This window comes from Syntrophaceae bacterium, from assembly GCA_013177825.1.
Classification (GTDB): domain Bacteria; phylum Desulfobacterota; class Syntrophia; order Syntrophales; family PHBD01; genus PHBD01.
This window is the reverse complement of the sequence record JABLXX010000011.1, coordinates 45,092-61,274: the sequence shown is the minus strand read 5'-3', so window position 1 is coordinate 61,274 and position 16,183 is coordinate 45,092. Positions and strand designations below refer to the sequence as shown.

Sequence of the window (16,183 nt, the reverse complement as noted above, 5' to 3'; positions counted from 1 at the left end):
ATGAGCACAGCGTTGTTGACGCTTACATCTTAATATCTGAATACCTTGACGAGAAGGCTGTTTCGTCTTTTTGTAAGTAACAATATTTCCAGACATTAATATTCGGTCATATTGACTTTTTAATTCCAAGCCTCACATAGAGAGGGCAGTATCCCGACGCAACGCTCGAGAGAAGCATCCCGGCAATTACGGCAAGGATAAGCCCCGTTATTCCCGTTATCCAGCCTGCGGCATTGGCTGCGATGAGAACAATGGCGATAACGAGCCGGATGACCTGTCAATCGTTCCACCGTTTCGTTCCATGCGCGTTTCCTCCTGATGTGTTTTTAAGGCAAGGTTCCCGCAATATATGGCCGGTAGAGCTCAGGTCGGCGGCGGTGACCGAGTTGTGAATTTTGTATGCCTGCAAGGTATTTTCTGTTTGGTAATTGATCCTGTGCTGGCACCTGTGATAAGGGTGCCTCATGGACTTAACTAGTTATCATAATGTAATATCCAGCGAGAGCAAAGCCAGAAAATATCTGCTGGGAAAAAGCTTCAAAAACCATCACGGTTTTGCCCTCGCTGCCGGCAACGCAAGTTATACAAGTTAAGCGACGAAAGGTACCGATGCTCCCGTTGTGAATATACGTTCCATGACTTCTCTGGTCGCTGGATTAATCATGGTCGTCTAACCTGCGTGCAATGGTTGTCGATCCTCAAGCTCTTTGAACTGGAAGTATCTGTCCGGAAGATGTCCCAGCAGATGAAGATGTCCTACAAGGCTGTTTATGGAGCCGTGAGCACGATCCGGATGGCCATTTTGAATCATGCAGCCGACGCCGATGTTCTCCTGGGCGGTGAGATCGAACTGGATGAGTCCTACTTCGGAGGCCGACGGAAAGGCAACCGGGGCCGTGGAGCCGCCGGGAAGGTTCCCGTGTTCGGCATCCTGGAGAGGAAAGGCGTCGTCCAGGTCAGTGTTGTCCCGAATGTCACGGCAGAGACCTTGCTGGGTCTCACCGTCAAGAAGGTTCGCAGGGGAAGCGTCGTTTATACTGACAAGTTCAGGAGTTACGACAGCCTGATGTTCTGCGGATACCGGCATCTGAAAGTGGACCATGGAAAGTACTTCTCTTCCGGTAAGGTCACCATCAACGGATTGGAGGGGTTCTGGAGTTGGGCCAAGGAGAGACTGATCAAGCATCATGGCGTCTCCAAGGAACAGTTCCCTCTTTATTTGAAAGAACTGGAGTTTCGATATAATAATCGCAACTCTGATATTTTCGACCAAGTTGCTACTTTTCTCTGCGATCTTGTGCCAAAATGGGACTAATTACCTTCTGTTTTATTATAGAATTAATTCCCTTATAACCTATCGGCGGGAACAATGAAAAACAAAGATGTCAACCCTGACGGAGGGAGGAGGAACATGAAAAAGTTCTGGAATGTATGCGCGGTCATGGTTTTCGTCCTGTTTTGCTTCTCAACTTTAATTGCCTATGCTCAGCCGGGTCGTCATCAGGATCAAAAACAGCGGGAGAGATGGCATCATCTTAGAGGTGAAATCCATGACGCACATTCAAAGATCAATGCGGGCGTGCGCGATGGTTCGCTCACGCCTCCCGAGGCGAGTCGTTTGCGCAACGAGCTGAACAGAATCAGGGCTCACATGGACCGGGCAGGGCAAGACGGGTTCAGCCACCAGGAAATGACCCGCCTTGAACACGAATTTGCGCAACTCCGAAGGGACATTTATCGGGAGCGGCACGATACACAACAAAGAGGTCATCAACAACGGGATCGGTGGCATCGTCTGAAAAGCGAGATTAACGATGCACATGCAAAAATTCATGCAGGTGTGCGCGATGGGTCATTAACAAGGCCGGAAGCCGATCGCCTGCGGAATGAACTGAGAAGAGTTGAGTCGGATATGCAGCGGGCGGGGCAAGACGGAATCAGCCATGATGAGATGACCCGCCTTGAACGGGAATTCAGCCAGCTCCGGAGGGACATTTATCGGGAGCGTCACGATACGCAAAGGCGTCCTCAACGGCGATATTAAATCAGGGATTGCTTCCAAAGGCGTGGACTGGTTTTATGGTTATGCCGGGTTGCCTTTCTTCCATGGATCATGAGGCCCGCCACCTTCAGCCGCTTTTTTTAGTCGGAAATCGGCATATGCAATTGTCCCCGAAGCGTGCAGTGTGCCGAAAAACCTGTCCGCCCAGGAGCCACAGGGTGATCCGACCGGCTAAAAATTGAGGGTAAAGAGCTTGGGCGGTTTGTCCCGTGTCGTTCCCACAATAATTTCGGTATCATCACGACCGATCCAGTCCCCGCCGACTTCTTCATCGATCATTTTCAACGCCCGTTGCATGTGCTCGATGTATTCCTGTGCCGTAACCATCTCGCCGTAAGAGCGGGTAAACGAATAGATGCAGACATTTTCCTGCTCTGCCCGCCGGGCAGTTTTTATGGCATTCTCCAATTTTTCCCGAACCAGTTTTGCCGTCTGTACCGTGTGAACCGTAAAGAAATCCCACAGGACGACGGCATTGCAGAATTGGGTTGTCGGCCGGTAGCTGAACAGGCCGCTTGAGACATCGTGGATGGCCCCTTTTTGGATCGTCAGCTTTACAACCAGTTCATCCTGCTTCTGCGCGGGCAGCTCGCCGCGGCGCAGGCCGACCTGCCACTGCACATCCATTGAATCCTGCTGGCCGACTTCGAGAGCGGCGGTAAGCGGTTTAATCGGGTTGATAAACAGCTCATCGTCGCTTCTCAAAATCGCCTGAACCATAATGGCGCTTTTCAATAAATAGGAAGAGCGGGTTGCGGAAGAGGAGATGGATATTCCCTTTTCAAAAAGATGCTTTGCCTGGTCCAACGCCTTGAAAACGGCATGTTTGATTTTTCGAAATTCTCTTGCATCGGAGACGGCTTCCGGATGCGCTCGTGTGTATCGGACGGTGGACAGGGCTTCGGTCATGAATACGATGGCGTATTCACAATAAAAATCTTCCGTCCGGCAGTCGCAATATTCCAGGACGTTGTCGGCTTCCTGCCTGGCCTGGCGATAAACGGCGGCCGCCGTCCGGTGCGAAGGCGTATCGATCGCCATGCTTCTGAGCACCATCATGCGCAGTGTCCGCGCGACCAGATCCTTGGGGTTGATGGACAGAACGATTCGGAGGATCTCCGCCGCTTCCGAATAGCGTTTTCGATAATAGAGGGTTTTCGCGATCTCTACCCCCAGCATGGAATTGTGAGGATATTTGAAAAAAGTGGTGATCGCATTCTCCTCCGTCATTTTGGAGGATGCGGAATCCACGTCTTCCATGGGCCAGAGTAGCTGGTTCAGCTTTTCAATCGAAGCGGGGGTATTTTGCAACGTCTCATCGTGGAGCAGATCAGGCACAAAATCGAAATAATGCGTCGTCCACAGGGATGTGATCCACCAGATGGGCAGCGATTCACCGCTGTATAACCCGGTTTCCGCGGGCTTCTGACAGAGTATGACGCGGATATCGTTGATGAGCAGGCCATGCCGCGCATAGTCCGACATGCGGATCACCGGATCGTCGGGCAGCTTTGCATTTAAAATCGGCAGGAGATGCTTGTCCAGGGTCGCGTAATCTCCCGAAACGATGGCCATGGACAGAAACCGGCTGTTGCTGGCGTATTTCGACAGCGCCCAGCATACGGCGACCTGGTGGGCCAGCCTGACGGCGCTCCACAGGCACTGCCTGTAATGCTCGAGATTGCCGCCCTCCTTTTCCTTGGGGAAGTCCACGTATAATGTCGTGATATCGTAGGCTTTGACTTTACCCCATTTGCCGTAAAGAAAGTGGCCGATCGCCTCGTTGATGTAGTTCTTGATCGTTTTCTTCAGCCACCCGATGATTTCATGATCGATGACTTCACCCCGGCTCGTGAGGGAAAAACCGATCCGGACGCCTTCGCTGTAGTCGCTGTATTTGTGGGATCGGCGGTTCTCGGGAAACAGTTTTATTAAAGCGTCATAGTTCCATTTTTTAGAAATATCCGCTCGCTCATAACCCAGCCAGAAAGCGATACTTCTCAGAACATTCCGTTTGTGCGGCGTATCCAGGGGCTCCTTTTTCAATCGTATGAGCATGGAATTGGTGACGCGCGGCAAGGCCATCTCGTGCGATGTCAGGATCGTGTTGATTCGATTGCAGAAGGCCCGAAGCGACAGATTCAGGTTCAGGCTCTCTTTTTTACGATTCAGCAGTTCCTCGAAATTGATGTTTTCGGGCACCCTGAATGTAACCGCGCTGTCCGTATGGGTGCGAATAAACTGCTCGAGGCTTTCCATGTCCGGGCTGTCGATCACGCCGTTTCGGACGGCAAACGAAATGAATGAATCACAGATCTCTGAATTATCGTTCATTTGATAAAACGATTCGAAAGATTCCGCCGTTGGAAATGTGGATAAAATAGCGGATATCGCTCTCTCCGTTTGGTTCATGTCTTGCAATCCCCCATTATTTAAATAAGTTATAGCTTTTCGCGTGATTACTGCATTGGCGGCTGTTCCACGGGCCGGCACAATGGAATTTTCATGATTTATGAATAATTCATTATTTTTTGTGAAACGACATATCAAATTGACCGTTTTATGACCAGTGTTTATAGAATCAGCCTCAAAAAATTTGAAGGACTGACCCGGCAGGCATCTGATGATTCAAGCGGACCCCGTGGCCTTTTGGAAGAATGTCCATTCCTGAAAAAGGCCGAAGAGTTACCTCGAGACGGATTTAAAGGAGAGAACATGAACCCGGATGAAATTCATGACAGCCCGAACAACCTGGTCGATTTGTTCGAAGAAAGCGTAATCAAGTGGCCGGACATCCGTTTTTTCGGCGTCAAAAATCAGGAATCCGGACAGTATGAATGGCTGACGCGCCGGCAGATTGCCGTCAGGGTCGATCACCTCCGCGGTACCCTTGCGAAACTCGGTTTATCCAAAGGCGACAAAGCCGGCATCATCATCAACAACTGCGTTGAGTGGTTCGTCTGCGAACAGGCGGTCCACGGGCTGGGCGGGGTATTCGTGCCCATGTATCTGCAGGAGCTCCCGAAGATCTGGAAATACATCATCAGCGACGCGGCGATCAAATTCCTCTTCGTCCGGGACGAGAGCGTCTACGAAAAAGTCAAAGATTTCCAGCAGGAAATCGGTACGCTGAAAGACATTTTCATGGTTTACGGTGACGGGGACAAAAGCCTTTCCGCCCTGGAGGAGATGGGGAAGCAGAACCCCGCTCCTTCCGTCAAGCCTCACTGGTCGGACCTTGCACACATCATTTTCACATCCGGCACCACGGGCGATCCCAAGGGCGTCATGCTCTCCCATGGAAATGCGACCTGGGCCGCCAGATCCAGCATCGATACGTTCGAGCTCAACGAGACTTCGCAGGTGATCTCTATCCTGCCCTGGGCGCACGTCTACGGGCAGAACTGCGACCTGCACAACTATCTTTACTGCGGCGGCGGGATCGCCTTTGTCGAATCGCTGGAAAAATTCATGCAGAATGTCCAGGAATCCAAGCCCACGGCGATTAATGCCGTTCCGCGAATCATTACCAGAATTTATGATGCCATCATGCAGACCGTGAGTGCCGATCCCGTGAAAAAGCAGTTTTTTGACGCGGCGCTGGCGGAGGCGGCCAAAAACAGAGATCTGCCCGAGAAGACAAAAGAATTCAAAGATTATGACGAACTGGTCTTTTCCAAGATCCGCGGCATTTTCGGCGGCAATCTGAAATTCATCGTCAGCGCCAGCGCACTTTTAAAACCGGAAATCGCCCTTTTCTTCAGGGATATCGGCCAGCCGACCTACGATTGCTACGGCATGACGGAGACATCGGCCGGCATTACCCTCAACTGCACCGAATTCGGCAACAAGCTGGGAACGGTGGGCAGGCCCATCAAGCACACGAATGTCGTGATCGACAAATCCCGCGTGGAGGAGGGCAGCCTCGACGGCGAGATTTGCGTTTACGGGCCCCAGGTCATGATGGGCTACTACAACAAGCCCAAGATCAACGAAGAGGTCATGATGCCGGACCAATGGAACGGCTTTGCGGGCATTCGCACGGGAGACCGCGGCTGGTTCGACGAGGAAGGCTTTCTGCATATCACCGGCCGCTTCAAGGACGAATACAAGCTGGCCAACGGTAAGTATGTGCATCCGGAAAGCATTGAAAATGAAATGAAGCTTCTGCCCTGTGTCGCCAACACCATCATCTATGGCGAGGGGAAGGAATTCAACGTGGCCGTCGTCGTTCCCGACTTTGCCGCCCTGAAAGCCGATCCCGATGCCAAGGCGTGGGTGAAAGACACACTGGAAGAGACGCTGCAAAGCGAAGATTTGAAGGACTATCTGTCCAAAAAGATTATCGATTATTTGCGCAAGTCATTCGGCGGTTATGAAGTGCCGCAGAAGTTCCTTTTTGTTGCTGAAGACTTCACGGTCGCGAACGGCATGCTGACCCAGACCATGAAGCTCAAAAGAAGCAATGTCCTCAAACAATATAGAGAACCGCTTCTGGCTCTCTATTGAGACCTGCCGGATACACCCGAAAAAAAGCCGTACACCCGCCATGGGGTACGGCTTTTTTTATTCCTATTGGAATAATGATCCTTATTTCTTGAACCAATTGTCGGTTCCAACTAACTTTCCATTAAGATCATAAGTTCTTTTTGCCATCCTGTTATCAGACTTTCGTTCATAGATTATAAAACCATAACTATTGCTGCTCACTTCCGTTAGATAATTATAAGCGAGAACCAGTTTGTTGTCTCTTACATAACCGGTAGCTTCGAATTTTCCATAGGCCGACTGGAATGTACATGAACAAGAACGTCCTGAACAATCTACCTGCAGGTTGGCATCGGTACGGCCTACAATGCCCCACGTTCCAGATGGGTCCCATGCAAAAGAGGGTGTTGCCATTATTAAAACCGCCATAATTGCCAAAAAAATCTTCCCCATGTTCTTTCTCCTTTATTGTTTTCTTTCATCTTTACGATGAGGATACGTAACACTTTTCATTCCATAATGCATTCGATAAATGGTCATATTCAATAAGCCCCCTCTTTCGGTTTGTCAAACATTGCACAAATCGGGGCTCGTACTATCCTGTGAAAAAAATCAAATAAGATTACATCTTGATATCGTTCCGCTTCGTGACCACGTACAGGAGGATGCCCAGGAAGATGAGCATCGCCCCGATGACATGGTAGAGGGCCATACGCTCCCCGAAGACGATGTTTTCCGTAACGGCGGCGGACAGGGGAATGAGCCCGAAAAATACGGCTGCGGAGTTCGGGTTGGCGTCCTTGATACCCTCGCTCCAGAAGTAGAAGGCCAGGTTCGTATTGAAAAGGGAGAGAAAGATCAGTGCCGCAACCAAAGCAGCGCTGATGCTTCCCGCCGATGGAGGATCGAGGCTGAACGGAAGGAATCCGATGGCGGCAAACAGGGTTCCATAGGTGATGTTCTCAACCGACGTAACCTTGTCTTCCAATATCTTGATCAGGATCGAATAGATGGACCAGCTGAGGGCGCATCCGACGATGAGCAGGTTCCCGACGTTCACGTCCATGGTGACGATGGACATGAAGTCTCCCTTGACGACGACGATGAGGGCACCCGCGACGGAGAGGAGGATGGAGAGAACGCCTGCCGCGTTCAGCCTGTCTTTGAGGATGAAGTACGAGAGCACCGCGATGTTCATCGGGTTGGTCATGACGATGATCGAGGCCGTGGTTCCGGTCGTGTAGTTGAGGCCCAGGTATGCCGCCAGGTTGTTCAGGTAATAACCCGTCAAGGCCAGGGGGATCATGTAAAGAACGGTCCTGAAAGAGAAACGGAACGATTTCAGGAAAAGAAGAAACGGCAGGGAAAACAGGAAGGAAAGGATAAACCTGTACTCTCCCGTGAGAAACGGTCCCAGGTGAACGACCGAATAGCGGGCTGCCGTCCAGCCCATGCCCCAGATGACGCAGGCAAGCAGTAGCTTGAAGTAACCTGACATACGCTGTTGATCCGGAATCCGCCCTTCTCCAGTCTCATCTTTCTTAGAACGATATGGAAATAAAAATCAAATCACAAGGAACGGACGCTCCGCTTCCCCGAATCAGGACATCTTGATCGCCACGGCCCCCGCGACGATGAACAGGATCGACATCCCGCGAACCCAGGTGATGCGCTCCTTCAGGATGAAAAAGGAAAAGACCGTGCCGAAGAGAATCGATGTTTCCCGGAGCGCCGCTACCAGGGCGACGGGCGACGAGGTCATGGCCCACAGTGCGATTCCGTACGATGTGAAGGTGCAGGCGCTTCCGATCAGGCTCTTTTTCCACTCTCTGGCCATTCGGTAGAACATCTGCCGGCCTTCAACGAAAGCAATCACGACGAAGAGGATCATCGCCAGGAGAAACAGCATCCAGCCCGTGTAGCTGAAGGCGTGGCCGGAAAGCCTCGCGCCCTGCGCGTCCACCAGCGTGTAGACGACGATCACGAGCGCGTTCAGGATGGCCAGCGGAACGGGCGCCGCCACGAACCTTCCGGAGAAGCGGTACTCGGCGGCAAGCGTCAGCGCACCGCCCGATACCAGCGCGATTCCCAGCCATCCCGTCCAGGACAGCGCCTCGGCCAGCATGATGGAAGCGGCGACGGCGGTCAGAACCGGCGGCAGGCCCCGCATCAGCGGATAGATCAGGCTCATGTCTCCTTTCTTGTAGGCCAAAAGGAGAAAGCCGAAATAGAAGATGTGAATGACGACGGACGCCCCGAGATAAGGCCACGAGGGAGGCAGCGGCAGAGGAACGAAAGGCAGGAGGAAGATCCCGATGATGGCGCTTCCCGCGATGATCAGGACGGTGTTTTTCGAGTTGTCCGACTCGGACTTGATCAGGGCGTTCCAGCCGGCGTGAAGCGCGGCGGCGAAGAGGATGAGAAGAACGACGCTCCACTGCAAATTCCCGTTCTCCATTCCAAGCGATCATGATGAACGGCAGCCTACTATGGAAAGAAGATAAAAAGACAGAAAGAAATCCGCTTCGAGCCGGAACGGAAAGTACACAAAGGGCAGACTGCCCGATGATTGTGAATTGGCATGCAAAATTGACCCTTCCCCATCGTCTTTTTACTCTGTCGGCAATCGGGCGGAATGAGGATTGAGGGGGGATACTTGTATCGATTATCGATCCTTGGAGATTTCGCGCAACACAATTCGCAAGACAGTATGCAGTCAGCAGACAACGTCCAGTTATGGCGAAGATCTCAGCCCCGGCCAGTCCTGGATGCCCATGGTGGGTCAATTTTAAATGCCGATTGACAGCCAGAGGCGAGACGTGATGATCTCCAGTTTCCGGTGGTTGTCGTTCATGGCAAAGAAGCCCTGTCGGGGGAGTCGTCCGAAGACCGGGAAGACCCTAACGCTCCGAGGGGGAAACGTTGTCACCTTTAAATCATCGCAGATCTTCAGAAAAGCGGTTCAGGAGGAACAACCGGGCATCTGAAACCGGCTTGGATTTTTAGTATCGGCAGCAGTTACTATGATCTGATAAAATTTGGATAAGAGGTGCAAGATGAAAGAAAGAAATGGGATCATCGTATATGAAAGCCTCAGGGAGATCGTTGAACCGGAACACTCCTGCCTGGTTGTCTGGGATGTACAGAACGGTCTGGTCGATTGGATATTCAACAAGAAAGAATTTCTAGCCAATATAAAGAACTTAATAGATAAATTGCGAGGCAGGATGCCGATCATCTACACGTTGATAACCCCGATGCATAAGGATTTTACTTCTTCATGGCGCTTTTTTTATCTGATGAGGCGCTCCAATGTAGATGACATAGGTAAGTTGCCACCCTTTATGGAGCTTGGTTCGAAAGAACGTGAAATACCGGAAATGGTTCAGCCCCGGAGCACGGATATTGTCATCGAAAAGACTACAGCCAGTATCTTCATCGGGACCGATTTTGAATACATGATGCGGAACCGGAACATAACTACCCTGTTATTTACAGGCATTGCGACCGAGATAGGGATTGAATCGAGTGTACGGGATGCTTCAAACAGGGGGTTTTATCCGGTGGTTGTGTCGGATTGCATTTCTTCTATGGATCAAGAAGCCCACGATCGTTCTTTAAAAACAATGGCTAAGCTTTTTATTGTAGAGACTTCCAGCAACATATTGAATAATATTGCCTGAGTTAGTACTATTTTTTAATATAAGGGAATCAGATAGGGGATTTTGTTTCAAAAGAGCTCTGGATTTGTTGTCAGTGTCAGATATAATCTGTTCTGTGACGCATATTAATAGAATCGGCGACAGCCTGCACACCGGTGTGCGAAGGGCGCACAAAGCCTGTCCGACTTGTCAAGTCAGCAGGGATCACAGAATGGCGCACGCAACGGGAGGCGCCTTTTATCACCAAAATACCGGATAACCATCACACCCATGCCTTCCGATCATCTCACCGACCTCCAAGGACAAATCGAAAGAATCACCTTCACCAGCGAGGAAACGGGTTATACCGTCGCCAAGGTCAAGGTCTATGGTCGGCGGGAACTGGTAACCATCATCGGAAACATCGTCAATCCAACTCCCGGCGAGATCATCAAGATGAAAGGCGAGTGGGGAAACCACCCGAAATACGGAGAACAATTCAAAATCGTCTTCTGCCAGACAACCACCCCTGCCAGTGTTCACGGGATTGAAAAATACCTGGGATCGGGGCTTGTCAGGGGCATCGGTCCGGTTATGGCGAAAAGGATCGTCAAGACATTCAGGGAGCAAACCCTGGATGTCATCGAGAACGAGATCGAGCGGCTTGCAGATGTAGAAGGCATTGGCAAGAAGCGAATCGGGATGATCCGGAAGGCATGGGAAGAGCAGAAAGAAATCCGGGCGGTCATGATCTTCCTGCAGTCGCACGGCGTCAGTTCCGGCTATGCCGCCAAGATTTATAAGCAGTACGGGAATGAAGCGATTCAGGTAGTGCAGGAGAATCCCTACCGCCTGGCCACGGATGTCTTTGGCATTGGTTTCATCACAGCCGACAGGATCGCGGAAAAGCTGGGGTTTGCAAAAGACTCCGACCTGAGGGCGGCCGCGGGTGTCCTCTACGTCCTCCATGAAATGACCGATGAGGGGCACGTCTTTTACCCTTATGAGCCGCTGATCGGCAAATGCAAGGAGATGCTGGACATCGAGCGGGAGGTCATTGTCAAGGCGATCGGGGCAATCGCCTTTGACAAGAAAATCGTGATTGAAGACATCAATCAGGATTTTCAGGAATTCCACGAAAACAACAAGGCCGTTTATCTGGCCGGGTACCATCTTGCGGAAAGCAATCTGGCCGCCCGCCTGAAATCACTCGCCGGTGCACCCCAGGCCATCCGGAAGATCGATTCCGGAAAGGCCATTGAATGGGTTCAGGAAAAACTCTCCATTACCCTCGCCGATAAGCAAATCCTGGCTGTCCGATGTGCCGCGGAGAGCAAGGTCATGGTCATCACCGGGGGGCCCGGAACGGGGAAAACGACCATCATCCATGCCATCCTGAAGATCTTTTCGGCCATCAAGGCAAAGATCATGCTGGCCGCGCCGACGGGAAGAGCCGCCAAGCGCATGAGCGAGGCCACCGGAAACGAGGCAAAGACCATTCACCGGATGCTTGAGTACAATATGCGGAAGGGGGGCTTTCAGAAAAACGAGGAATCGCCTCTGGATTGCGACCTGCTGATCATCGACGAAGCATCCATGATCGACACCCTGCTGATGCACCATCTTCTCAAGGCTGTCCCGGTCACGGCCACGTTCATCATGGTCGGCGACGTCAACCAGCTTCCCTCCGTCGGCGCGGGCAATGTCCTCGAGGACATCATTGATTCCGGCATCGCTCCCGTGGTCCGGTTGAATGAGATCTTCCGCCAGGCCAAGGAAAGCTCCATCATCGTCAACGCCCATAAAATCAATGAAGGAATGATGCCGACCCTCACGTCCGGTCAGGACAAAGTGGACGACTTCTTCTTTATTGAACAGGAAGACCCCGGGAAGGCCCTCGAAACGATCATCAAGCTTGTCCGGCAGAGGATACCGAAACGGTTTGGCCTCGATGCCGTCAACGATATCCAGGTCCTCTCCCCCATGCACAGGGGAATCGTCGGGACGGGCAATCTGAACATAGAGCTTCAGAAAGCATTGAATCCCGGAGAAGAAGGAGTCTTTCGAGGCGGATGTCTCTTCAAGGTCAACGACAAGGTCATGCAGATCGTGAACAATTACGACAAAGAGGTCTATAATGGCGACATCGGCAGGATTGCTTCCATTGATGAAGAGGCAAAGGAAGTGAAAGTGGTCATGGATGATCGGGAGATTGTCTACGATTATTCAGACCTTGACGAAATTGTCCACGCCTATGCCGTGTCCGTCCATAAATCCCAGGGTTCGGAATACCCGGCAGTGGTGATGCCGGTGCTTGTCCAGCATTACGCCCTGCTCCAAAGGAACCTGCTTTATACCGGGGTGACCAGGGGGAAGAAGCTGGTCGTCATTGTGGGAACCAAAAAGGCCATGGCAATCGCCATCAAGAACAGCAGGACCAGGGAGCGGCATACATTGTTGAAGCAGAGACTGCGGCAATAGAGAACCCGTCAGCGAAATCTCGGAACGGGGTGTCAAGCTTCGGCGTCAGCGCACTGTGCAGCTTCCTCCCGCACTGCCCGTGCCGCCGCTGCTTGCCGGCCCTTCGGTCATGGGGGGAAGCGTGAATTCGATTCCCGGGTTTCCGGGGAGGATCACCGGTTTTGATGCGGCATTCTGAACATACGCATACTGGCCGGTGCTTACCTCCTGTGTCCCGCCTTCGTTGCTGACGCTGATCGTTCCCTCGATGACAAAGTAATAGGTTCCATCCGGAACGGATCCGCAATCCCCTTTGCATACCAGGCAGTCATAGATGGTCCCCCTCACGCCGGCCGTGGCGTTTTCCGTTACCAGCCGGTAACTGTTCTGGCTTCCTCTCCTGCCGATCAAGCCGACGACGGAGCGCGCCCCACCCCTGATCAGATCGAAAACAGCTCTGTCTTTCTGCGGTTCGGTCTGCTCGAAGTAGAATCCGGAAATCTTCATCTGGCTGTTTGGACGGAGTGTGATCGAGGCATTGTCGACAAACCGTATCCGGGCATATGTCTTTTTCTGGGTTATAAGAATGTCTCCCTGTTCAACGATGGACTGGACGGACAGGGCCCAGGTCTTGCCGTCCGCCTTCTTTGCGAACAGGGATCCGCTCAGGTGCGTCACCGTCCCTGCCTTCATGCCGGCAAAGGAGTTAGCGAACGACAGCAGGACAAAGGAAAGGACGATCAGGCTAATTGCAAAACGTCGTGCCCTTTTTGCTCCCTGTCCCATCACCCGTTTCTTGAGTTCCTTCTCCACGATTGTCACCTTCCTTGCGGTTCTCTTCACTTCCCCCGGGCCCGACGCCGCCTCCCTGTCCTTCCGGCGAGATCGTGCCCGTAAGCGTTGTGAGCGCTGTGACGGTATTGTTTGCGGCGGAGACACTGCCGGTGGCGGTCGCATCGGACAGGGTCACAATGGAGGACGTTGTCGTTGTGCCGGCCGTCGGTGTTGCGGGCGTTGCGGGCGTTGCCGTCCCACTGGCAAGCCCGACAATCTTCGGGTACAGACCCGCGCTGAGTTCCCACGTGTTCACGAAGTCCCAGCCAACAAACGTCGCCTGGGTCTGCATCTCGGCGGTGGTCTTTCCCGTGCCGCCGGCGCTGGTTCCTGCGAAGATGTCCGTGTTCCAGTAACTGCTGGTGACGTTGCTGAAGCTGGTATCTGCGTTCTGTCCGATCAGTCCGCCCACGCTGGCGCCCGCACCGCTCACGATGCCGACACTGTAACTGTTGGTGACTGTTCCGGTCGCAAAATAGACGGACCCGATCAGCCCGCCGACATAAGAGACCCCCGTTACATCCGCAGCGCTGTAGCAGTTGGTGACGCTGCCGGTGGTCAAAGCCACCAGCCCGCCGACGGTGTTGGTGATCGCTGTTACCGATCCGGTCACATAGCAATTGTCGATGCTGCCGCCGGTATGCGCCACCAGGCCGGCCACCTGGAAATTGCCGGTGATATCCACATTTTCCATTCCGACGTTCCGGATGACCGCCGCAGCGGTGCAGCCGCCGAAGAGGCCGATGTAATTTAAAGTGGGCCGGTTGATGAAGAGACCGGTGATGGTGTGACCCAATCCATCAAAGATTCCCCGGAATGACTGTGCTTCGATCAGGCTGTCATCGCCCAGGGGCAGAAAGCCCGCCCCTGCGTTCCATCCTGTCGTGGCGCTGGCGTCGATGTCCGTTCCGAGGGCATACGTTCCCGCGAGGTTGTTGTTGATGTTCTGGAGGTCCGTCACGGTGTTGACCAGCATGTAGGCCGTCGGCGTGACGCCGGTCACGTTGGCCGTATAGTCCGTCGGCGTGCCGTAACCGGCGGGCGGGTTGTAAAAAATCGACACGATCCCGCCGCCCGTCATGTTCACGTGTCCGATCCCGGCGAAATAGACGTTCCCGCCGCCGCTGCCGTCCGAGTCGGCCCGGAGGACCAGGCTGCCGCCGCCGTTATTGGTGATGACGTTGTTCATCCAGATGTCGTTATGGGCGTTCAGAGTTAGTTTGTTCCCGCTGGCCCAGGTCACGGTGTCGTCGACATACAAATCTCCGTTCTGCACCCCGGCCGTGGCTGTCTGGATGGTGACATTGGCAAGTTCGAGCTGAGCCCCCAGGTCGGCTCCCGTGATGTCGCCGCCGACGGGTTGAATGAAGTAGTTGGTCGGGTCCAGGAGCAGCGTCCCCGTTGTACCCAGCGGGGCCCGAACGTCTGTGAGCCCCCGGTAGACGAGGGTCTTCTTGCCCGAAACCTCGACGTTTCCGCCATTGCCGCCGTTTACCCCTCCCCGGGCGCTGATGGAACCGTAAAACGACGTCGTGTCGTCGGACCAGAGCACCACTTTGCCGCCGTCGCCGGCATCCAGGGCGTCCGCCTTTATCACGACGTCGCTCCCGACATAGGTCGTCTCGGCATTCGGGACAGCCGCGTTTGCGCCTTGGTAATCGCCGCCGATCAGGACGGATCCGCCGCCGCTTCCTCCCGAGGCGTCCACGAGAGCTGCACCGGTAATTTCGACGTCATCGCCCAGGATCGCGATGTCGCCTCCCTTGCCGTCCGTCCCGGTCGCCGTAACGGAGCCTGAAACGGCGGTTGTCCCATCCTCGCTCAGGATCTCGATCCGGCCGCCCTCGGTTCCGTTGGCGGTCGTTCTGCTGCCGGTGTCCAGGGTGATCCCGTTTGTGGCTCTGAAAACGATCCTGCCGCCTTCTCCGACCGTGGCGCTGTTCGCGCTGACCAGGCCGTTCTGGGCGATCAGTCCGCCGTAGATCCCGATTTTGCCGCTCTCGGCGACGATCTGTCCCAGGTTCAGCGCCGAATCCTTGGGAGCGCTCACGACTACGGCGATGTCGGAGCTCAGCGAATCGACCATCTGAACGCTCTGTCCCGCCGCCAGCATGATGTCGCCGTTGGGAGAGTAGATCAGTCCGCTGTTTTCGACGTTTGGGGCGATCAGGTAGACCTTCCCGCCGGAAGGCGTCGAAATGGTACCCTGGTTCAGGATGTCTGCAGCCGTCGCTCCCGCTGTGAAGTTGTATTTCCTTGCAAGAAAATCCTGGTCGCTGAGGCCCAGGGTCGAAGCAATGAATCCGTTTACGTCAATCCGCGCTCCGGGCCCGATGACGATGCCGTTGGGATTAATGAGAAAAACCGTGCCGTTGGATTGCAGGAGCCCCTGGATCAGAGAGGCTTCCAATCCGACGACCCGGTTCAGGACGGCGCTGGTGCTGCTCTGCTGGACAAAGCGAACGGCCTCGCCGGTGCCGATCGAAAACGCCTGCCAGTTGATGATCGAGCTGGGACTGTTGGTGATGGTCAGCATATTCCCCTGCGAGGAGAAGCTGACCTGTCCGTTTATTACCTGCGCTCCGGAAGGGAATGCCCTGACGGGTCCTGCGGTGGAGAGAAGCAATATTGCCATGAGAAAAAAGATTCCGGTCATCCGGACGATTTCCCGTATTTCCCAGCCGTCTGTTTTCATATC

Annotated in this window: 13 protein-coding genes; 6 read left to right on the top strand and 7 right to left on the bottom strand. The window is 53.5% G+C overall.

What is annotated here, in order from left to right:
- Positions 1–106 precede the first annotated feature (106 nt).
- Positions 107–271 carry a DUF2892 domain-containing protein gene (locus HPY65_17555; protein ID NPU86289.1) on the bottom strand — a complete coding sequence of 55 codons (165 nt, stop codon included), beginning with the start codon at positions 269–271 and terminating at the stop codon, positions 107–109.
- 408 nt (positions 272–679) lie between these two features.
- Here HPY65_17555 and HPY65_17550 point away from each other — a divergent pair, with 408 nt between their 5' ends.
- Positions 680–1,315, top strand: coding sequence for an IS1595 family transposase (locus HPY65_17550; GenBank protein ID NPU86288.1), 636 nt, complete (start codon positions 680–682; stop codon positions 1,313–1,315).
- Between the two features lie 96 nt (positions 1,316–1,411).
- Positions 1,412–2,044 carry a hypothetical protein gene (locus HPY65_17545; protein NPU86287.1) on the top strand — a complete coding sequence of 211 codons (633 nt, stop codon included), beginning with the start codon at positions 1,412–1,414 and terminating at the stop codon, positions 2,042–2,044.
- Positions 2,045–2,233: 189 nt separating this feature from the next.
- Here HPY65_17545 and HPY65_17540 read toward each other — a convergent pair whose 3' ends face one another.
- Positions 2,234–4,555, bottom strand: a complete 2,322-nt coding sequence (locus HPY65_17540; GenBank protein NPU86286.1) for a hypothetical protein — start codon at positions 4,553–4,555, stop codon at positions 2,234–2,236.
- Between the two features lie 222 nt (positions 4,556–4,777).
- Here HPY65_17540 and HPY65_17535 point away from each other — a divergent pair, with 222 nt between their 5' ends.
- Positions 4,778–6,571, top strand: a complete 1,794-nt coding sequence (locus tag HPY65_17535) for an AMP-binding protein (GenBank protein ID NPU86285.1) — start codon at positions 4,778–4,780, stop codon at positions 6,569–6,571.
- A gap of 81 nt (positions 6,572–6,652) precedes the next feature.
- Here HPY65_17535 and HPY65_17530 read toward each other — a convergent pair whose 3' ends face one another.
- From HPY65_17530 to HPY65_17520, 3 genes are all read right to left on the bottom strand, one after another.
- The gene (locus tag HPY65_17530) at positions 6,653–7,003 is read right to left on the bottom strand and encodes a hypothetical protein (GenBank protein NPU86284.1); all 351 of its coding nucleotides are present in this window, start codon (positions 7,001–7,003) and stop codon (positions 6,653–6,655) included.
- A gap of 169 nt (positions 7,004–7,172) precedes the next feature.
- Complete coding sequence (locus HPY65_17525) at positions 7,173–8,048, bottom strand: DMT family transporter (GenBank protein NPU86283.1); 876 nt, start codon at positions 8,046–8,048, stop codon at positions 7,173–7,175.
- 102 nt (positions 8,049–8,150) lie between these two features.
- Entirely contained in the window at positions 8,151–9,008 is an 858-nt protein-coding gene (locus HPY65_17520; GenBank protein ID NPU86282.1) for an EamA family transporter, read from the bottom strand.
- 361 nt (positions 9,009–9,369) lie between these two features.
- On the opposite strand from HPY65_17520, the gene HPY65_17515 reads away from it, so the two are divergent.
- The 3 genes from HPY65_17515 to HPY65_17505 all read left to right on the top strand — a co-directional run bounded on the left by HPY65_17515 (position 9,370) and on the right by HPY65_17505 (position 12,672).
- Positions 9,370–9,537 carry a hypothetical protein gene (locus tag HPY65_17515; GenBank protein NPU86281.1) on the top strand — a complete coding sequence of 56 codons (168 nt, stop codon included), beginning with the start codon at positions 9,370–9,372 and terminating at the stop codon, positions 9,535–9,537.
- A 69-nt stretch (positions 9,538–9,606) separates the two neighbouring features.
- Complete coding sequence (locus HPY65_17510) at positions 9,607–10,233, top strand: cysteine hydrolase (protein NPU86280.1); 627 nt, start codon at positions 9,607–9,609, stop codon at positions 10,231–10,233.
- A 249-nt stretch (positions 10,234–10,482) separates the two neighbouring features.
- Positions 10,483–12,672 (top strand): ATP-dependent RecD-like DNA helicase, encoded by a 2,190-nt coding sequence (locus HPY65_17505; protein ID NPU86279.1) that lies wholly within the window; start codon positions 10,483–10,485, stop codon positions 12,670–12,672.
- Positions 12,673–12,717: 45 nt separating this feature from the next.
- On the opposite strand, the gene HPY65_17500 is transcribed toward HPY65_17505, so the two are convergent.
- Positions 12,718–13,464, bottom strand: coding sequence for a FecR domain-containing protein (locus HPY65_17500; GenBank protein ID NPU86278.1), 747 nt, complete (start codon positions 13,462–13,464; stop codon positions 12,718–12,720).
- Positions 13,397–16,180 (bottom strand): filamentous hemagglutinin N-terminal domain-containing protein, encoded by a 2,784-nt coding sequence (locus HPY65_17495; protein ID NPU86277.1) that lies wholly within the window; start codon positions 16,178–16,180, stop codon positions 13,397–13,399. Before HPY65_17495 ends, HPY65_17500 begins: the two co-directional genes overlap by 68 nt.
- Between the last annotated feature and the right edge of the window lie 3 nt (positions 16,181–16,183).